This is a genomic window from Streptomyces mesophilus (assembly GCF_011044995.1).
Lineage (GTDB): Bacteria > Actinomycetota > Actinomycetes > Streptomycetales > Streptomycetaceae > Streptomyces > Streptomyces mesophilus.
The window spans coordinates 1-16,458 of the sequence record NZ_JAAKZW010000191.1 but is presented as its reverse complement, the minus strand read 5'-3'; the positions used below and the strand labels follow the sequence as shown (position 1 = coordinate 16,458).

General features: G+C 70.9%; 17 protein-coding genes and 1 pseudogene. 7 read left to right on the top strand and 11 right to left on the bottom strand.

Features of this window, described 5'->3' with window-relative positions; all coding sequences use genetic code 11:
- A partial coding sequence (locus G6045_RS31230; RefSeq protein WP_165335524.1) for a GntR family transcriptional regulator occupies positions 1-265 on the bottom strand: 265 nt, incomplete at its 3' end.
- 14 nt (positions 266-279) lie between these two features.
- On the opposite strand from G6045_RS31230, the pseudogene G6045_RS31225 reads away from it, so the two are divergent.
- Positions 280-1,110: pseudogene (locus G6045_RS31225) on the top strand (DMT family transporter); the annotation flags it as partial.
- Positions 1,111-1,203: 93 nt separating this feature from the next.
- On the opposite strand, the gene G6045_RS31220 reads toward G6045_RS31225, so the two are convergent.
- Positions 1,204-2,034: an alpha/beta fold hydrolase gene (locus tag G6045_RS31220; protein ID WP_165335523.1), complete on the bottom strand. Its 831-nt coding sequence runs from the start codon at positions 2,032-2,034 to the stop codon at positions 1,204-1,206.
- 165 nt (positions 2,035-2,199) lie between these two features.
- Between G6045_RS31220 and sigJ the strand changes: the two genes are divergently transcribed.
- A complete protein-coding gene (sigJ, locus tag G6045_RS31215) occupies positions 2,200-3,096 on the top strand; it encodes an RNA polymerase sigma factor SigJ (RefSeq protein ID WP_165335522.1) in 897 nt (298 codons plus the stop codon).
- A gap of 266 nt (positions 3,097-3,362) precedes the next feature.
- Positions 3,363-4,121: a GntR family transcriptional regulator gene (locus tag G6045_RS31210; protein WP_165335521.1), complete on the top strand. Its 759-nt coding sequence runs from the start codon at positions 3,363-3,365 to the stop codon at positions 4,119-4,121.
- A 121-nt stretch (positions 4,122-4,242) separates the two neighbouring features.
- Here G6045_RS31210 and G6045_RS31205 read toward each other — a convergent pair whose 3' ends face one another.
- Together G6045_RS31205 and G6045_RS31200 are read right to left on the bottom strand one after the other, a co-directional pair.
- Positions 4,243-5,370 (bottom strand): fatty acid desaturase family protein, encoded by a 1,128-nt coding sequence (locus G6045_RS31205; RefSeq protein WP_165335520.1) that lies wholly within the window; start codon positions 5,368-5,370, stop codon positions 4,243-4,245.
- Positions 5,371-5,377: 7 nt separating this feature from the next.
- Positions 5,378-6,433: a ferredoxin reductase gene (locus G6045_RS31200; protein WP_165335519.1), complete on the bottom strand. Its 1,056-nt coding sequence runs from the start codon at positions 6,431-6,433 to the stop codon at positions 5,378-5,380.
- An 87-nt stretch (positions 6,434-6,520) separates the two neighbouring features.
- On the opposite strand from G6045_RS31200, the gene G6045_RS31195 reads away from it, so the two are divergent.
- A complete protein-coding gene (locus G6045_RS31195; protein WP_165335518.1) occupies positions 6,521-7,657 on the top strand; it encodes a PucR family transcriptional regulator in 1,137 nt (378 codons plus the stop codon).
- 43 nt (positions 7,658-7,700) lie between these two features.
- On the opposite strand, the gene G6045_RS31190 is transcribed toward G6045_RS31195, so the two are convergent.
- From G6045_RS31190 to G6045_RS31175, 4 genes are all read right to left on the bottom strand, one after another.
- Positions 7,701-8,063, bottom strand: coding sequence for a DUF1304 domain-containing protein (locus tag G6045_RS31190; RefSeq protein ID WP_165335517.1), 363 nt, complete (start codon positions 8,061-8,063; stop codon positions 7,701-7,703).
- A 60-nt stretch (positions 8,064-8,123) separates the two neighbouring features.
- Positions 8,124-9,278: an ROK family transcriptional regulator gene (locus G6045_RS31185; RefSeq protein WP_165335516.1), complete on the bottom strand. Its 1,155-nt coding sequence runs from the start codon at positions 9,276-9,278 to the stop codon at positions 8,124-8,126.
- A 112-nt stretch (positions 9,279-9,390) separates the two neighbouring features.
- Positions 9,391-10,041 carry a response regulator transcription factor gene (locus tag G6045_RS31180; RefSeq protein ID WP_165335515.1) on the bottom strand — a complete coding sequence of 217 codons (651 nt, stop codon included), beginning with the start codon at positions 10,039-10,041 and terminating at the stop codon, positions 9,391-9,393.
- Between the two features lie 111 nt (positions 10,042-10,152).
- The gene (locus G6045_RS31175) at positions 10,153-11,364 is read right to left on the bottom strand and encodes a sensor histidine kinase (protein WP_165335514.1); all 1,212 of its coding nucleotides are present in this window, start codon (positions 11,362-11,364) and stop codon (positions 10,153-10,155) included.
- A gap of 106 nt (positions 11,365-11,470) precedes the next feature.
- Here G6045_RS31175 and G6045_RS31170 point away from each other — a divergent pair, with 106 nt between their 5' ends.
- The 3 genes from G6045_RS31170 (at position 11,471) to G6045_RS31160 (ending at position 13,667) form a co-directional block, all read left to right on the top strand.
- Positions 11,471-12,391, top strand: coding sequence for an ABC transporter ATP-binding protein (locus tag G6045_RS31170; protein WP_165335513.1), 921 nt, complete (start codon positions 11,471-11,473; stop codon positions 12,389-12,391).
- Between the two features lie 85 nt (positions 12,392-12,476).
- Positions 12,477-13,214 (top strand): ABC transporter permease, encoded by a 738-nt coding sequence (locus G6045_RS31165; RefSeq protein ID WP_165335512.1) that lies wholly within the window; start codon positions 12,477-12,479, stop codon positions 13,212-13,214.
- Positions 13,215-13,253: 39 nt separating this feature from the next.
- Entirely contained in the window at positions 13,254-13,667 is a 414-nt protein-coding gene (locus tag G6045_RS31160) for a hypothetical protein (protein WP_165335511.1), read from the top strand.
- Between the two features lie 43 nt (positions 13,668-13,710).
- On the opposite strand, the gene G6045_RS31155 is transcribed toward G6045_RS31160, so the two are convergent.
- From G6045_RS31155 to purB, 3 genes are all read right to left on the bottom strand, one after another.
- Positions 13,711-14,238: a DUF6584 family protein gene (locus tag G6045_RS31155; RefSeq protein WP_165335510.1), complete on the bottom strand. Its 528-nt coding sequence runs from the start codon at positions 14,236-14,238 to the stop codon at positions 13,711-13,713.
- A gap of 117 nt (positions 14,239-14,355) precedes the next feature.
- On the bottom strand, positions 14,356-14,898 hold the full coding sequence (mug, locus tag G6045_RS31150; RefSeq protein ID WP_165335509.1) for a G/U mismatch-specific DNA glycosylase: 543 nt from the start codon (positions 14,896-14,898) through the stop codon (positions 14,356-14,358).
- Positions 14,899-14,914: 16 nt separating this feature from the next.
- Positions 14,915-16,348: an adenylosuccinate lyase gene (gene purB / locus G6045_RS31145; RefSeq protein ID WP_165335508.1), complete on the bottom strand. Its 1,434-nt coding sequence runs from the start codon at positions 16,346-16,348 to the stop codon at positions 14,915-14,917.
- Between the last annotated feature and the right edge of the window lie 110 nt (positions 16,349-16,458).

Sequence of the window (16,458 nt, the reverse complement as noted above, 5' to 3'; positions counted from 1 at the left end):
GATACCCCTCGGCCGTCAACTGCTCGTACGCCTCGGTGACCAGACCGCGCGAGACGCCCAGGTCACCGGCGAGCGCACGGCTGGCCGGCAGCCTGGTACCGGGAGCGAGCCGGCCTGAACGCACAGCCTCGCGCAGCGCCGACTGGAGCGCCTTGCCGCGCGAGCGTGCGGGCGCGGCCGCGGCGGGCAGCAGCAGTTCCCAGGCGGTGGTCCAGCCCCGCGCATCGTCTTGAGCGGCAGGCGAATTGGTCCCCGATGACGTCATGAAAGTGGACCTTAATGCGGACCGCCTCGCTCTCTAGCGTCAACGGCATGACCGCACCACACCTCACCACCGCGCGCGGCAGCCTCCTCGCCGCCTTCGCCTGCTGCCTGGTCGGCGCCTCGTTCACCGCGAACAGTGTGCTCGGCGACTACCCGTACGCCGGAGGGCAGTTCCTGCGCTACGGGCTCGCCTGTCTCCTGCTGCTTCCGTTCCTCGGACGCGGCGCCCTCGCACCGCTGCGCCGCCTGACCGGCCGCCAATGGGGACGCCTCGCCCTGCTGGCGGCCGTCGGCATGGTCGGCTTCAACCTGGCCGTGCTCTACGCCGAGCGCACCGCCGAGCCCGCCGTCCCCGGTGTGTTCGTGGGCTGCGCGCCGGTGGTCGTGGCGGTGCTCGTCCCGCTGCTCGGCTCCCGTAAGCCGACAAAGCCCGTCCTGTACGGCGCGCTGCTGGTCGCGGCAGGGGCGTTCACGGTGCAGGGCTGGGGCAGGACCGACGCCGCGGGGATCGCGTTCTCGGTGTGCGCGCTGCTCGGTGAGGTCGGCTTCGCGGTGATCGCCGTACCTCTGGTACGCCCGCTCGGCCCCAAGCTGCTCTCGGCGACGGTGTGCGGGATCGCGGCCGTCGAGTCCCTGCTTATCGGCCTGCTGAGCCAGGGCACCCACGCTCTGCGCGTACCGACCGGGGCCGAAGCGACCGCTCTGCTCTGGCAGGCGGTGATCGTCACCGTGATCGGTTTCGTCTGCTGGTACGCGGGGATGCAGCGCATCGGTGCCGAGCGGGCCACGCTCTTCTCGGGCCTCATCCCCGTGGCCGCCGCCGCGACCGCGCCCTTGGTCGGCACGGGGCACTACGGCGCGGCGCAGGCGGTCGGCAGTGTGCTCGTCGGGCTCGGAGTCGCCCTGGGCTCGGGGGTGTTCGCGAAGGCGGCCGTCCCGTCAGGAGCTGGCGTCGAGGACCACCCGGGACACGAGGGCCGGGTCGTCGTTCATCGGCACGTGACCGCACCCCCTGAGGGCGATGAGGCGGGCGCCGGGTATCGCCCGCTTGGCCCGCACTCCCTGGCGGCGCAGCAGCAGCCGGTCCCGGGTACCCCAGCCGATGGTGACCGGGACGGAGTCGACGTCGTCGATCCACCGGAGGCCGCGCCCGGCGGCCAGCGTCGCGTGGAAGCCCGTGGCCTCGCGCAGCGCCAGGGTCTCGGCGACCACCGCCTCGGGTGAACGGCGCCCGGGCCGCGCATAGATGGCGCTGGTGAGGGCGGCCCGACCGACCGCGGAGCGGGAGAGCCGCTCGATCGCCGGCAGCGGGAGCAGCTTGGCGCCGCGGTGCATCGCAAGCAGCGTGCCGAAGGCGTAGCGCTGCTCGGCCCGGGTCCAGAATCCGGCCGGCGACAGCGCGGTCACCGACCGTACGAGCTTCTCGCGGCCCATCTCGAGCGCCAGCAGACCGCCCAGCGAATTGCCCACCACATGCGGCCGTTCGATGTCGAGGGCCTTGCACAGGGCGTTGAGCGCGGGGACGAAGTTCGCGAGGTCGTACGCGAAACCGTCGGGCAGCGCGGGCGAGGCGCCGAACCCCGGCAGATCCACGGCGATCACGTCACGCTCGGCCGCGAGGATCCCGAACACCGGGTCCCAGGCCTGGTGGTGGTGCCCGATGCCGTGCAGCAGAAGTACCGGATCCCCCGAACCCCCGCGCCGGTAGACGACGCTCACATCCTTCGGGCCCTGGGCGGAGTCGACGCTGAAGGTGACGGTGGCGGACATGCTGCTCCTCGTCGGTGGACAACACGGCGGTGGCGCTGGACGCTCCAGGACAACCGGAAGCTCCTAGACAGTCTGTCAGCAACAACTACTGTTGGGTAACCCCCTGTTGGGCTCCGGCCGGACCCCGGCTGGACACAGGCGCATGGCGTCAGGTGGGATGGAACGGTGCCGACCGACACTCTTGTGGACGAATTCGAAGCCCGGCGGCCGGTCCTGACCGGCGTCGCCTACCGCATGCTCGGGCGCGTGGCGGACGCCGAGGACGTGGTCCAGGAGGCCTGGCTGCGCTGGTCGGCGGCGGACCGTACCGAAGTGAAGGACGCGCGTGCCTTCCTGGTGCGGATCACCACCAGGCTCGCCATCGACCGGCTGCGGCAGGCGCAGTCGCGGCGCGAGGCCTATGTCGGACCCTGGCTGCCGGAGCCGGTCTATACCGAGTTCGGGGACAAGGTGCCCGACACCGCCGAACAAGCGGTACTCGCGGACTCCGTCTCCCTCGCCGTCCTGGTGGTCCTCGAGTCGCTCTCGCCGCTTGAGCGTGCGGTGTTCGTGCTGCGCGAGGCCTTCGGCTTCCCGTTCGCACAGATCGCCGAGACCCTCGACCGCTCCGAGGCGGCGGTACGCCAGCTGGCGGGCCGCGCCCGCAAACACGTCGACGAACGCAAACCCCGCTACGACGTCGACCCGGTTGAACGCCGCACGCTCACCGAGCGGTTCCTCGCCGCCGCCGGCGCGGGCGACCTCGACGGACTGATCGGCATGCTCGCGCCCGACGCACGCCTCGTGGGCGACAGCGGAGGCAAGTCCAAGGCGCCGCTGCGCGTCCTGGAGAGCGCGGACAAGGTCGGCCGCTTCCTGCACGGCGTCGCCGGGCAGACCGGCGCGGCCCTGGACGAGTACCGCATCGTCGAACTCAACGGCGGACCGGCCCTGTTGGGGATCATCGACGGCAAGGTCGACGTGATGATGCAGCTCGACATCGCCGACGGCCTCGTCCGATGCGTGTACATCCAGCGCAATCCCGACAAGCTGGATTCCCTCCTCGTGGACGACAAGGACTGATTGCCGGGATTCTCCGATACGGGCGCCAAGTCCCCTTTGCTGAAAAGCCCCCGCCTTCCGTGGCGGGGGCTTTCCTGTGCGCGACAAGCTCGTGAACACCTCATGAGAGCGGAGCGCTGCGCTCTGTAACGGAGCGAGGATTGGTCTTGACCAAGGGTGTGCGCAGCCCTATCGTCGCGGATAGTGCAGGAACCTTTAATAAACAAGGGCACGTAAAAGCCGCCAGTGGCTGGGCATTTACGCCAGGGCGAATGCGGAGGATCAGGGTGGGGACCACGCAGCTGGAGACGGCACCGGAGACGAAGTACTGGCACCTCAAAACCGTGATCGGTGAGGCGCTGGACTCCGAGTTCGCGGTCGGCGAGATTCTTCCCAACGAGCGTGATCTGGCGGCCCGTTTCGGCGTCGCCCGCGCGACGTTGCGCCAGGCACTGGAACAGCTCGAACTCGAAGGCCGGCTGCAGCGGCGCCGCGGCGTCGGCACCACGGTCGCCCCGCCCCGTATGGGCGTGGCCGTCGGAGCCGCCGGAAACGGCTGGCCCGGCAGCTCCGGCGACGCCTGGCAGCCCGCCGACTGCACGCAGGAGATCCCGCCCGCCGTGGTCGCCGAACTGCTCGGCACGGGAGCCGACGAGGCCGTCCACGTGCTGCGCCGCTCGCGGATGTACAGCGGACAGCCCGTCGCCGCCGACCTGCTCTACGTGCCGGCCGCGTCGGTGCCCGACCTGTCGGCCATAGACATTCCGGACGGCGTCACCCGCGCCCGCGTCGTGCTGCGCGAACTGCAGCTGCTCGGCTTCGAGGGCGAGGACCGCGCGGTCGAGCTGGGCTCGGCACGCGCCGACGACGCCCGGCAGCTCGACCGGCTGCCCGGTGCACCCGTGCTCCTGGTGACCACCCGCTACTTCGGCCACGGCGGGCGCACCGCCGCGGTGTCGGTGGCCACGTACCGCGCCGACACCTGCCGCCTGACGTTCGGCGGCGATGTGGAGTTCCACTCCGAACAGGAGCGCAGGGCCTCCTGACGGAGACCCCGCAGACCCGGCCCGTCGCCCCCTCCGCGGCGGGCCCGGTCGTGTGACCGGCGGGTCGCGAGGGTGACGGCGAGCGGGTCTTGAGGTGTAACAGCCACACCAGGAACGGGCCTCAGACGGCGACGAGCTCCCGCTCGCGGTCCGGCGTTTCGACCTTGGGCTTGGGCTGCTCCTTGTTCGGCAGCGAGAGCCGGAAGACCTTGTGCCACGCGGAGAACACCTGCTTGGGCAGCGGGCCGGTGACGTACTCCAGCTCGTACTTCTCGAACAGCGCGCGCACCTTCACCGCGACCTCGGCGTACCGGTTGCTCGGCAGATCCGGGAACAGGTGGTGCTCGATCTGGTGCGACAGGTTGCCGGTCATGAAGTGCATGGCCTTGCTGCCGCTGATGTTCGCCGAGCCCATCATCTGGCGCAGGTACCACTGGCCGCGCGTCTCGCCGTTGATCGACCGGCGCTCGAAGACCTGTACGCCCTCGGGGAAGTGCCCGCACATGATCACCGAGTGGGTCCAGATGTTGCGGACCAGGTTCGCGGTGAACGTGGCGGCGAGCGTGGGGAGGAACGACGGGCCCGAAAGCAGCGGGTGGATCACGTAATCCTTGAGCACCTGCTTGCGGATCTTCCGGCCCACGGCCCTGGCCCGCTCGCGGAACTCCGGGTTCTTGCGGCGGCGCTTGCTCAGGTTCTTGCCGAGCTCCAGGTCGTAGGCGGCGATGCCGTACTCGAAGAAGCAGGCGTTGAGGAAGTTCCACAGCGGCTGACCGAGGTGGAACGGGTGCCACTTCTGGTCCTCGTCGACGCGCATGATGCCGTAGCCGAGATCGTTGTCCTTGCCGATCACGTTGGTGTACGTGTGGTGCAGCTCGTTGTGCGAGTGCTTCCACTGCTCGGACGGCGAGACGTGGTCCCACTCCCAGGTGGTGGAGTGGATCTTCGGGTCCCGCATCCAGTCCCACTGGCCGTGCAGGATGTTGTGGCCGATCTCCATGTTGTCCATGATCTTCGCCACGGACAGCCCGGCGGTGCCGAGCAGCCATGCGGGCGGGAAGATCGAGAACAGCAGAACGCCCCTGCTGGCCAGTTCGAGCTTGCGCTGCGCCGCGATGACCTTGCGGATGTAGGCGGCGTCCTTCTCGCCGCGGGCGGCGATCACCTCGTCGCGGATCGCGTCCAGCTCGCGGCCCAGCTCTTCGATCTGCTCCGCGGTCAGGTGGGCGGTGGGGTCGATGGCGGTCAAGGTGCTCCTACCGTTCGATGTCGCAGGGGCCCGCCGCGGCGGACACGCAGGTCTGGATGAGGACGCCCGGCTCGGCCTCGGTGATCTCGCCGGTGCGCAGGTCGCGTACGGCGCCCGCCTTGAGCGGCGTGACACAGCCGAAGCAGATGCCCATGCGGCAGCCGGAGGGCATGAGCACGCCGGCCTCCTCTCCGATGTCCAGCAACGGCGTGGCGCCATCGGCGTCCACGGCCTTGCCGGTGGTGCTGAAGGTGACCTCGCCGCCTTCGCCGGTGACGACGACGGTGGGGCGGAAGCGTTCGGTGTGCAGGCGGTCCGGGACGCCGTGGTCGGCCCAGTGCTTTTCGGCGGCGTCGAGCAGACCCGCGGGCCCGCAGGCCCAGGTCTCGCGCTCGGTCCAGTCGGGTACGAGTGCGTCGAGACGGGCGATGTCGAGCATGCCGTCCGTCTCGGTGTGCACCTCGGTGAGCCGCAGCTTCTTGTCCGCGACCAGGCCGTGCAGTTCGTTGCGGAAGATCACGTCTTGCGGCCGGGGCGCGCAGTGGACCATGACGACGTCGTCGAATGCGGTGTCGCGCAGCATGCCCATCACGGGCGTGATGCCGCTGCCGGCCGTCAGGTAGAGCACCTTGGCGGGCTTGGCCCGCGGCAGTACGAAGTCGCCGGTCGGCTGGTCGAGCCGGATCAGTGTGCCCGGCTTCGCCCTGCGCACCAGGTGGTTGCTGACCTTGCCGTCCGGGATCGCCTTCACGGTGATCGTGACGCGGCCGTCTTGGCGGTCGGTCGGTGAGGTGAGGGAGTAGGCACGCCACAGGAGCACCCCGTCGACGTCGACCCCGATCCGTACGTACTGGCCGGCTGTGTGGCCGCGCCAGCCTCGTCCCGGCCTGATCACGATCGTCGCGGCGTCACCCGTCTCGGGGTGCACGGCTTCGATGCGCCCACGTAGGTCGGCGCCCGCACGCAGCGGGCTGACCAGGTCGAGGTAGTCCGACGGCAGCAGTGGCGTCGTGACCATCTCCAGAAGTTTCCACGCCCTGCTGCGGAGGGCTGTACTCGTCATGACTCCACCTTGCTGTGCCTCAAGGCGTAAAGTCCTGACCGCAGGACGTGAATCTGGTCGGCAGAACTATGCGCAGGGAACAAAAACATGAGCCATGCAGCCCGGAGGGCCAGCGAACTGGCCCTGGATGAGACGACCGTCACCGCACTGCGGGCCGCGCTGAAGACCACCGCCGACGAGGTCGTCCAGGCGATCATCGACGAGGTCCCTTCCTACGCCAACGCCCTTTCTGGCCGCATGGGCGGCACCATCCGTGGGGCCGTCCGCACTGCCCTCGGGCACTACCTGGACCTCGCCAGCGGGAAGGCCACAGGCGGTGACGGCGGTGACGCGGCCTACGAGTTGGGCCGCGGCGAGGTGCGCGACGGCCGTTCGATGGACGCCCTGCTCAGCGCCTACCGCGTCGGCGCCCGTGTGGCCTGGCGATGCCTGGCAGCGGGCGCTGTACCTGCGGGTCTGCCCGCCGCCGAGGTCGCCAAGTTCGCGGAGCTGACCTTCGCGTACATCGACGAGCTCTCCGCCGCGAGCGCCGCCGGCCACGCCGACGAACTGGCCGCCCGGGGAAGGGCCCACGAACGTCACCTGGAACAACTGGCCCGCGACCTCCTCGCCGACGCGAGCCCGGACGTGCTCCTTGCCTCTGCTCAACGGGCCGGGTGGCAGCCGCCGGTTTCCCTGACGGCGGTCCTGCTGCCCGCGGCCCAGGCCCGGCCTGCCTACCGCGTGCTCGACCCGAGCGCCCTCGTCCTCGACGATCTGCCGGATGCCACCGGTGTGCTGCTCGTCCCCGATGCCGACCGCGCTCACCTCCTGCGGCAGCTGACCGACCGCGCCGCCGTGGTCGGCCCGGCCCGGCCATGGACGCGTGCCTCCGCCTCGTACGCACGAGCCGTACGCGCACGCTCCCTCTCCTCCGATATTCGCGACACCGAGGACCACCTGCCCGAGCTGGTACTGAGCGCCGACGCGGAGGCGTTCGCCGACCTGCGTACCCGAGCCCTCGCACCGTTGCAGACCTTGCCTGCCGCGACCGCACGGAAGCTGGAGGAGACGTTGCGGGCATGGCTGCTGCACCAGGGCAGGCGGGACGAGGTGGCGGCGGCGCTGTTCGTCCACCCTCAGACGGTCCGGTACCGGATGTCGCAGCTGCGGGAGCTGTTTCCGGATCTCGCCTCGCCACAGCGGGTCCTCGAACTGACGCTGGCGGTCGGTCGAGGGCGCTGAAGGATGGTCCGAACCGGGGTGCTCGACCGTGCGCACCGCAGTTTCAGCGAGCCAGCAGCACCAGGGCGAAGACCGCCAGGGCGGGCACCGTCTGCACGAAGAGGATCTTGCGGGATGCCGTCGCGGCGCCGTACAGCCCGGCGACGGCGACGCAGGCCAGGAAGAAGACCCGTACCTGGAATCCGACCGGATCGGAGGCGAAAGCTCCCCACAGGAGTCCGGCTGCCAGGAATCCGTTGTACAGGCCCTGGTTGGCGGCCATCGCCTTGGTCGCGGCCGCGAACTCCTCCGTCGTACCGAAGGCGGCCCGGGCGCGAGGGCCCGTCCACAGGAACATCTCCAGAATCAGGATGTAGACGTGGAGAAGGGCGAGCGCAACTACGGCGACCGTAGCGATAGCAGACATATCGGACACGTTATGTCACGCGCATCGGAGCCACTCGCCACGCGCATCGAAGCCGCACGCCTAGCGGCCGGTCACTGTCCCCTCCACCGCGAACAGCTCTTCCTCCACGTGATCGAGCGCGAGCCGCAGCGCGCCCGTCGCCACCGCCGCCTCGCCCAGCATCGACAGCGCCACCCGCGGCGGACGCAGACAGTAGCGGGCCAACTCCCGGCGCAGCGGCTCCAGTACGCCGTCGAGGCCCGCGGCCCAGCCGCCGATCACCACCAGCTCCGGATCCAGGGCAAGGACCAGCGCCGCCACATCGTGGACAAGCCGCTGGATGTACCGCTCCACCGCCGCCTTCGCGCCCACATCGCCCTCGCGGGCGTGCTGGAACACTTCGGTGACCGCCTGCTCGTCGAGCGGGTGCAGCGGCTCGTCCGTCGTGGAGAGCAACGTCTCGGGCGTGACGTCGCGGCCGAGCAGATGCAGCGCACCGATCTCGCCCGCCGCACCCCCGAAGCCGCGATGCAGCCGGCCGCCGATCAGCGAGCCCGCACCCGGGCTGAGACCGGCGAGCACGAACACCACGTCGTCGGAATCGCGGGCCGCGCCCTTCCAATGCTCGGCGACCGCCGCCGTGTTGGCGTCGTTCTCCACCAGGACCGGGCACTTGAAGGAACGGCGCAGCCGCTCGCCGAGCGGCAGTCCCGTCCAGCCGGGCAGCGCCGTACCGAGCCGTACGGTGCCGTCCGCCTCCACGATGCCGGGGCTGCCCACGCCGACGGCGCGCAGCGCGTCACGGGCGATGCCGGCACGGCGCAGCAGCTCGGCCACGCAGGTGCGCAGCCGCTCCAGACGTTCGTCGGACGAGGCGACCTCGTCGACCTGCTTGTGGTTGGCACCGAGCACCTTGCCGTCCAGGTCCGACAGGACCGCGGCCACCCGGTGCGGGCCGATCTCCAGGCCGAGCAGATGCCCGGCCTCGGCACGGAAGCGGAAGCGGCGGGCCGGCCGGCCCTGCCGCCGGGCCGCACCCTCCTCGACGGGGGCCTCGACGACGAGTCCCGCCTCGATCAGGCCCTCGACCACACCCTCGACGGTGGGGCGGGACAGGCCCGTGATCCGGGTGATCTCGGTGAGCGTCGCGGAGTCGGCGTTGCGCAGGGCGTGCAGCACCACGGCCGAGTTGATCCGTCGTAGCAGCGAGGGATCCCCGCCGGTCAACCGGCTCAACGTACGTCCTTCCTGCTCTGCGACCTGCCTGGCCGGATCGTACTCGCCGCGGCGTGGCCACGGCGAGTGTCCGGAGGCCCACATTCGGTGGCCCGAAGGCCCGGAGAAGTGATCAGCCGGGCGACACGAACCCCGACTCGTACGCGGCGATCACCGCCTGGGTGCGATCCCGCGCCCCCAACTTCGCCAGTACGGCGCTGACATGGGACTTCACCGTCTCCGCACCCACGACCAGATCGGCCGCGATCTCGGCGTTGGACATCCCGCGGGCCATGAGGCGCAGCACGGCCGCCTCGCGTTCGGTGAGCGCCGCCCGCTCCAGGGCCGCACGCGCCGGCTCGCTGCCGTACTCCGCCGCAAGCGAGCGCACCGCCGCCGGGAAGAGCAGCGACTCGCCCTCCGCGACAAGCCGCACGGCGTGCACGATCTCCGCGGGCCGCGCGCGCTTGAGCAGAAAGCCGTCGGCGCCGGCGCGCAGGGCGTCGTACACGTACTCGTCGTTCTCGAAGGTCGTCACCACAAGGATCTTGGGTGGCGCGTCCACGGAGCGAAGGACCGCTCGGGTGGCCTCGATGCCGTCGAGCAGCGGCATCCGTACATCCATCGCCACGACATCCGGCCGCAGCGAGCGGACCAGCGGCACCACCGCGGCGCCGTCCGCGGCCTCGCCGACCACCTCGATGTCCGGCTGCGCCTCGAGCACGGCGCGCAGACCGGCGCGCACCAGGGGTTCGTCGTCGACGAGCAGGACGGTGATCGGCATCCGGCCAGCTTAGGGGGTGGTGCGCAGCCCTTTTGGATCACCCTTCGATCACCCATGGATCACCCATCGATCCTCCTCGGATCCTCCTCAGGACGCCGGGAGGGATCCTCCTCAGGACACCGGGAGATCGACCGTGAGCTGCCACTCGCCGTCCCCGGGACCGGCCGTCGCGCGGCCGCCGAGCAACGTGGCGCGTTCGCGGATACCGCGCAGCCCCGAACCGCTGCCGGCGCCGAGGGAGCTGCCGTCCAGCGGATTGGTCACGGTCAGGAGCAGCCGGCGCTCGTCGGCCGTGATCCGCACGGTGACCGGCACGGCGCCCGCATGCCGCAGCACATTGGTGAGTGCCTCCTGCAGGATGCGGTACGCCTCGCGCGTCACCGGTCCCGGCAGCCGGTCGAGCGGTCCGGTGATCTCCGCGTCGACCTTCGCGCCCGAGGCCCGCGCCGAATCCAGGAGCCGGTCGGCCTCGGCGAGCGTGGGCCTGCGGTGCGCGGGCTCGCTCGGTTCGCGCAGCACCTTCAGGACCCGCTCCAGGTCCTCCAGCGCCGCGCGGCCGGTGTCCTCGATCGCGGCCAGCGCCTGATCGGTGAACGCGGGGCTGTTCGCGGCGCGTGCCGCCCCTGCCTGGACGACGGCCACGGTCAGCGCGTGGCCGATCGAGTCATGGAGCTCGCGGGCGATGCGGTTGTGCTCGAGCAGCTGCTCGGTGCGTTCCTCCAGGGCGGCGAGGCGTTCGGCGGGGGAGGGGCCGAGCATGCGCAGGGCTGTCCTGGCCATGAGCGCGCCCGCACCCGCCGTCACGAACACGAGGACGAGCAGCGGCACCGGTACCAGGAACAGATAGGACCAGTGGGAGCCGTGCGTGGTGAACACGTAGTCGCCACCGGGGTCGTCGCCGACCATGGCGCCGGCGAACGACAGCGTGGCCGCGCCCGCCTGGATGGACAGCCAGGCCATCGCGCTTCCCGCTTCGAGGCGGAGCACCATCCACAGCGCGGTGACTCCGCGGTCGCGCCATGTCTGCGCGGGACGCGCCACGATGACCGGTTCCGGGGCGTTCTCGTCGCCTTGGCGTGCGTGCCGTCCCGGGAACAGCATCAGCCTGGCCTGAAGCCCCTCGGCCAGGCGCATCGCGGGCACCAGGCCGGCCGCCGCCACCAGCGGGATCGGCAGCAACGCGAGAAACAGCCAGTGCGCGACGGAGTCGGTGTGCACCCCGACGATGAACGACCCGATCACGGTGGGCACCGCCCCCACGACCAGATGCACCCAGCGCGTATACGTCACCGCACGGGTCAGCGGTCGCAGGAATCGAGGCATGCGGCCATCGTGCCAGCCGCCCGCGACAGGCGGTTCCCCCGTGCGGGGGAGGAGATCCCCACGGCCGGGGGAGGTCATGGAGTCGCCGTTTGTCGAGGCTGGAGCCATGACAAGCATCGAGGTCGCAGCACTCACCAAGGAGTACGGCAGCACCCGCGCCGTCGACCACCTCACGTTCACCGTCGCACCGGGCAAGGTCACCGGGTTCCTCGGCCCCAACGGCGCCGGGAAGTCCACCACCATGCGGCTCGTCCTGGGCCTGGACCGCCCGACCTCCGGTACGGCCACGGTCGGCGGCCGCACGTACGCCTCGCTCTCCGATCCGCTGCGCGAGGTCGGCGCCCTGCTCGACGCCCAGAACGCGCACGCCTCCCGCACCGGCCGCAACCATCTGCGCGCTCTCGCGGTCAGCAACGGCCTGCCGGTGCGGCGCGTCGACGAGGTCCTGGAGGAGTCCGGCCTCGCCTCCGCGGCAGGCCGCCGTATCAAGACGTACTCGCTCGGCATGCGCCAGCGCCTCGGCATCGCCGCCGCACTGCTCGGCGACCCGCCCGTGATCATGCTGGACGAGCCGTCCAACGGGCTCGACCCCGAAGGCATCATCTGGATCCGCGAACTCCTGCGGCGCCTCGCCCGCGAAGGCCGCACCGTGCTGGTCTCCAGCCATCTGATGAACGAGACGGCCGCCTTCGCCGACCACCTTGTCGTCCTCGGCCGCGGCCGGCTTCTCGCGGACACTCCGATGCGCGAGTTCCTCGACGAGCACAGCCACGCCCGCGTACGGGTGCGCAGCACCGAGCAGACGCGGCTGCGGCAGGCCCTGGTCGAGCAGGGATACGTCGCCGAGTTCGCCGAGGACGGGAAGCTCACCGTCGAGGACGCCAAGGCCGAGGACATCGGCGCGCTCGCGGCCCGCGAAGGTGTGGCGATCCTCGAACTCGCCGACGAGCAGGCCTCCTTGGAGCAGGCCTATCTCGCCCTCACCGCACAGGACACCGAGTTCGCCGCGGCTCCCGCCCGCCCCTGACGTCGACCGACGCCGACCGACCGACGCCGACCGACCGACGCCAACCGTCGTCAGCCGACCGACTCCCCGCCGAGGAGACCTCACCATGACCACCTCCGCCGTCCTGCGCTCCGAATGGATCAAGATCCGTTCCGTACGCGCCAGTTGGGGCTCCCTGCTCTCCGTGCTGGTCGCGACCCTCGCCATCACGCTGCTCGCCTTCCCGCTGATCGGCCAGGCCGAGGCCGACAACCCGGAGTACGACGCGCTGTTCAGCGCCTTCTACGCGATCAACTTCGCCCAGATCGCGGCCATCAGCTTCGGCGCCACCGCGTTCTCCTCCGAGTTCGCCCACGGTGCGCTGCGGGTCTCGCTCGCCGCCGTGCCGCGCAGAGGCCTCTTCTACGCGGCCAAGACCGCGGTGATCGGCGCGGCGGCACTGGTCCTCGGTCTGATCACGTCCTTCGCCACCTTCCTCGTCGGCCAGCTCTTCATGGGCGAGTACGCGATCGGCCTGGGCGACGAGGGGGCGCTGAGCGCCTGTGTGGGCGCCGGCATCTACCTGGCGCTCATGGCCCTGTTCGCGAGCGGACTCACGGCCTTGCTGCGCAGCGGCGTCGCCGTCCTGAGCCTGCTGATCCCTTTCGTCCTCATCGTGGGCTTCGTCATCGGCGACATGAACGCGGGAGTCGCCGAGTTCCTGCCGGACCGCGCCGGCCAGGTGGTGCTCCACTCCGACTACGACGGCAGCCTCGGCCCCTGGCCGGGACTGGGCGTCACCGCGCTGTGGGCGGCGGCCGCGGTGGGCGCCGGGTGGTGGGCGGTGCGGCGCAGGGACGCCTGAGCGGCGCCCGTTGTCAGTGGCGGTTGCTCTACTGGACGCATGACCGCCGCACCGCGGCCCGAGCCGCACCCGCCGACGAACTCCGAAGTGCGTCTGCTGCACGATCAGTTGGCAGCGCTGGATCTGCTGTGCTCCCACGTCCTCGACACGGAGCACGGCGGCTCCGGCCCCGGCGCGTGCGGACCGGGCTACCGCATAGCCGAGCTGGCACGCGACGCGGCGCCGGCCGCCCACGACTCACTCGTGGTCCCGCTCGCGAAGCGGTGGGGCGAGCCGGTGCGCCTCGGCCTGCGGGACCTGGCGGGGGAGATACCCGAATCCTGGGCCTTCCTCGCCACCCTGGTGGCCGAGGTCGACATCTGGCGTGCCCGCGACCGTTGGCTGGCCCTCGGCGCCACCCACGACCGTCCCGCACGCCTTCTGGCCTTGGTCACCACCGCAAACCCGCCCTGAGCAGTGTCCCCTTGAGCGGTGCCCCTCACCTTGGCGGGCCAGGTCAGTCGAACAGGGCGACGAGTCCGTGCACCCAGATCGCGAAGAACGCGAGGACCGCCAACAGGCATCCCAGGCCCGTCATCACACCGCCGGCCGTCCACGGGCCGGAAGCCGATTCGGACTCCTCCCCGAGGCCGTCCTTGTAGGAGGCGGGGTCGTCCCAGTCGACGGGATGCCCCAGGTCCTCGGCGCAGGCGGTACGCACCGCGACCAACTGCCCCTCGGCGAAGGAGGTGCCGGCCATGGTCTCGGGTCCGTGCCAGGCGAGTGCCTTCATCCGATGGGCGCCGGACCTGTAGCGCGTCTCGAAGGCGGCGGTCTCGTCGGCGTCGCGGTCCTCTTCGAGGTACATCCAGCGTCCGGCCTGGGCGGCATCGCCATAGAGCCGGTACACCCCGCCCAGACGCCGGCGGAGCATCAGGTCGTACGGAAAGGAGGAGACGAGGCCGCGCAAACGCTGGCGCGCGACGGGAACCCGGCCGGCGGCCAGGTCCGCGTCGACTCTCGCAAGCGTCTCGGTGAGGGGCATGCACGCATGATCGGGTACCGCACTGATCCATGTCGACCCGGTTTGCCGCAGAGCACCCGCACGCGTTCTGCACCGGCCGAGCCCCACCGGCGCGTACCCGGACTGCCGGCGCGGCCCTCAGCCGGCCGCCTCCCGCAGCCGCCCGTACTCCTCGGCCATCGTCTGCGCCGTCCAATGCGCGTTCAGGCCACTGGGGTTGGGCAGCACCCACACCCGGCTGCCGCCGATCGTCCGCTCCTGCGGCCCGATCTTCGCGGTGCGCTCGCCGAACGCCGCCCGGTACGCGGTCACGCCCACCACCGCGAGCCACTGCGGCGCCAATCGCTCGACCTTCGCCTCGAGGATGCGGCCGCCCTCCACGTACTCCTGGGGCGTCAGCTCATCGGCCCGCGCCGTCGCCCGCGCGACGACATTGGTGATGCCGAGTCCGTACGAGAGCAACTCCCGCTGCTCGGAAGGGTGCAGCTGTCGCGGGGTGAAGCCCGACAGATGGAGCACGGGCCAGAACCGGTTGCCCGGGCGGGCGAAGTGGAAGCCCGAAGCCGCCGTCAGGAGACCGGGGTTGATCCCGCAGAACAGCACCCGAAGACCGCCCGCCACCACATCGTCGACGATGCGGCCACGGGCGGCCTCGAGCTCTTCGCGGCTGTAGCGGGTCATGCGCGGCAGTACCGGGTCAGAGGATCGCGCCCGGCGTGTACGCGGCCGCCTCCGGGTGCTGCTTGACGAGCGCGTCGATCCGACCGACCACCACACCGACCTGGTCGGCGGCCGCACCCGTGAACGACAGCTTGTCCGCCATCAGTTCGTCCAGCTGCGCGCGGTCCAGAGGGATCCGCTCGTCGGCGGCCAGCTTGTCGAGCAGCTCATTGCGCTCCGCGCCCTGCTCGCGCATCGCGAGCGCCGAGGCGACCGCGTGCTCCTTGATGGCCTCGTGCGCGACCTCGCGGCCCACGCCGCCGCGCACCGCGCCCATCAGGACCTTGGTGGTGGCGAGGAAGGGCAGGTAGCGGTCCAGCTCACGGGCGACGACCGCGGGGAACGCGCCGAACTCGTCGAGCACCGTCAGGAAGGTCTCCAGGAGACCGTCGAGCGCGAAGAACGCGTCCGGCAGCGCGACCCGGCGCACCACCGAGCAGGAGACATCACCCTCGTTCCACTGGTCACCGGCCAGCTCGCCCGTCATCGAGGCGTAGCCGCGCAGGATGACCATGAGGCCGTTGACGCGCTCGCAGGAGCGGGTGTTCATCTTGTGCGGCATCGCCGACGAGCCGACCTGGCCCGGCTTGAAGCCCTCGGTGACCAGTTCGAGCCCGGCCATCAGACGGATGGTCTTGGCGAGCGAGGACGGGGCGGCCGCGAGCTGCACGAGCGAGGTGACGACTTCGTAGTCCAGGGAGCGCGGGTAGACCTGGCCGACGGAGGTGAAGGCCTGACCGAAGCCGAGGTGCCCCGCGATGCGCTGCTCCAGATCGGCCAGCTTGCCGGCGTCGCCGCCGAGCAGGTCGAGCATGTCCTGGGCGGTGCCGACCGGGCCCTTGATGCCGCGCAGCGGGTAGCGGCCGAGCAGCTCCTCGAGACGGCCGTACGCGACGAGGAGTTCGTCGGCGCCGGTCGCGAAGCGCTTGCCGAGGGTGGTGGCCTGGGCGGCGACGTTGTGCGAACGGCCCGCCATCACCAGCTCGCCGTACTCGGCGGACAGCTTGCCGAGCCGGGCCAGGACGGCGACGGTACGGTCCCGCATCAGCTCCAGGGAGAGCCGGATCTGCAGCTGCTCGACGTTCTCCGTGAGGTCACGGGAGGTCATGCCCTTGTGGACGTGCTCATGGCCGGCGAGGGCGTTGAACTCCTCGATCCGCGCCTTCACATCGTGCCGGGTGACCTTCTCGCGCTCGGCGATCGAGGCCAGGTCGACCTGGTCGAGCACGCGCTCGTAGTCGGCGAGCGCCTGCTCGGGCACCTCGATCCCGAGGTCCTTCTGCGCACGCAGCACGGCCAGCCAGAGCTGACGCTCCAGCTTGACCTTCTGCTCGGGGGACCACAGGGCGGCCAGCTCCACGGAGGCGTAGCGGCCGGCCAGGACGTTCGGGATGCGGGGCTTCACAGTCACAGTCGGTCATTCTACTGGGCGAACCTGCAGCTCAATCCGCCCGCCCGTTTCGGCGGAAGCTACGAAGGCGCGCGAGTCCCGTCCATCGCCCCCGTGCCACCCATCGCCCC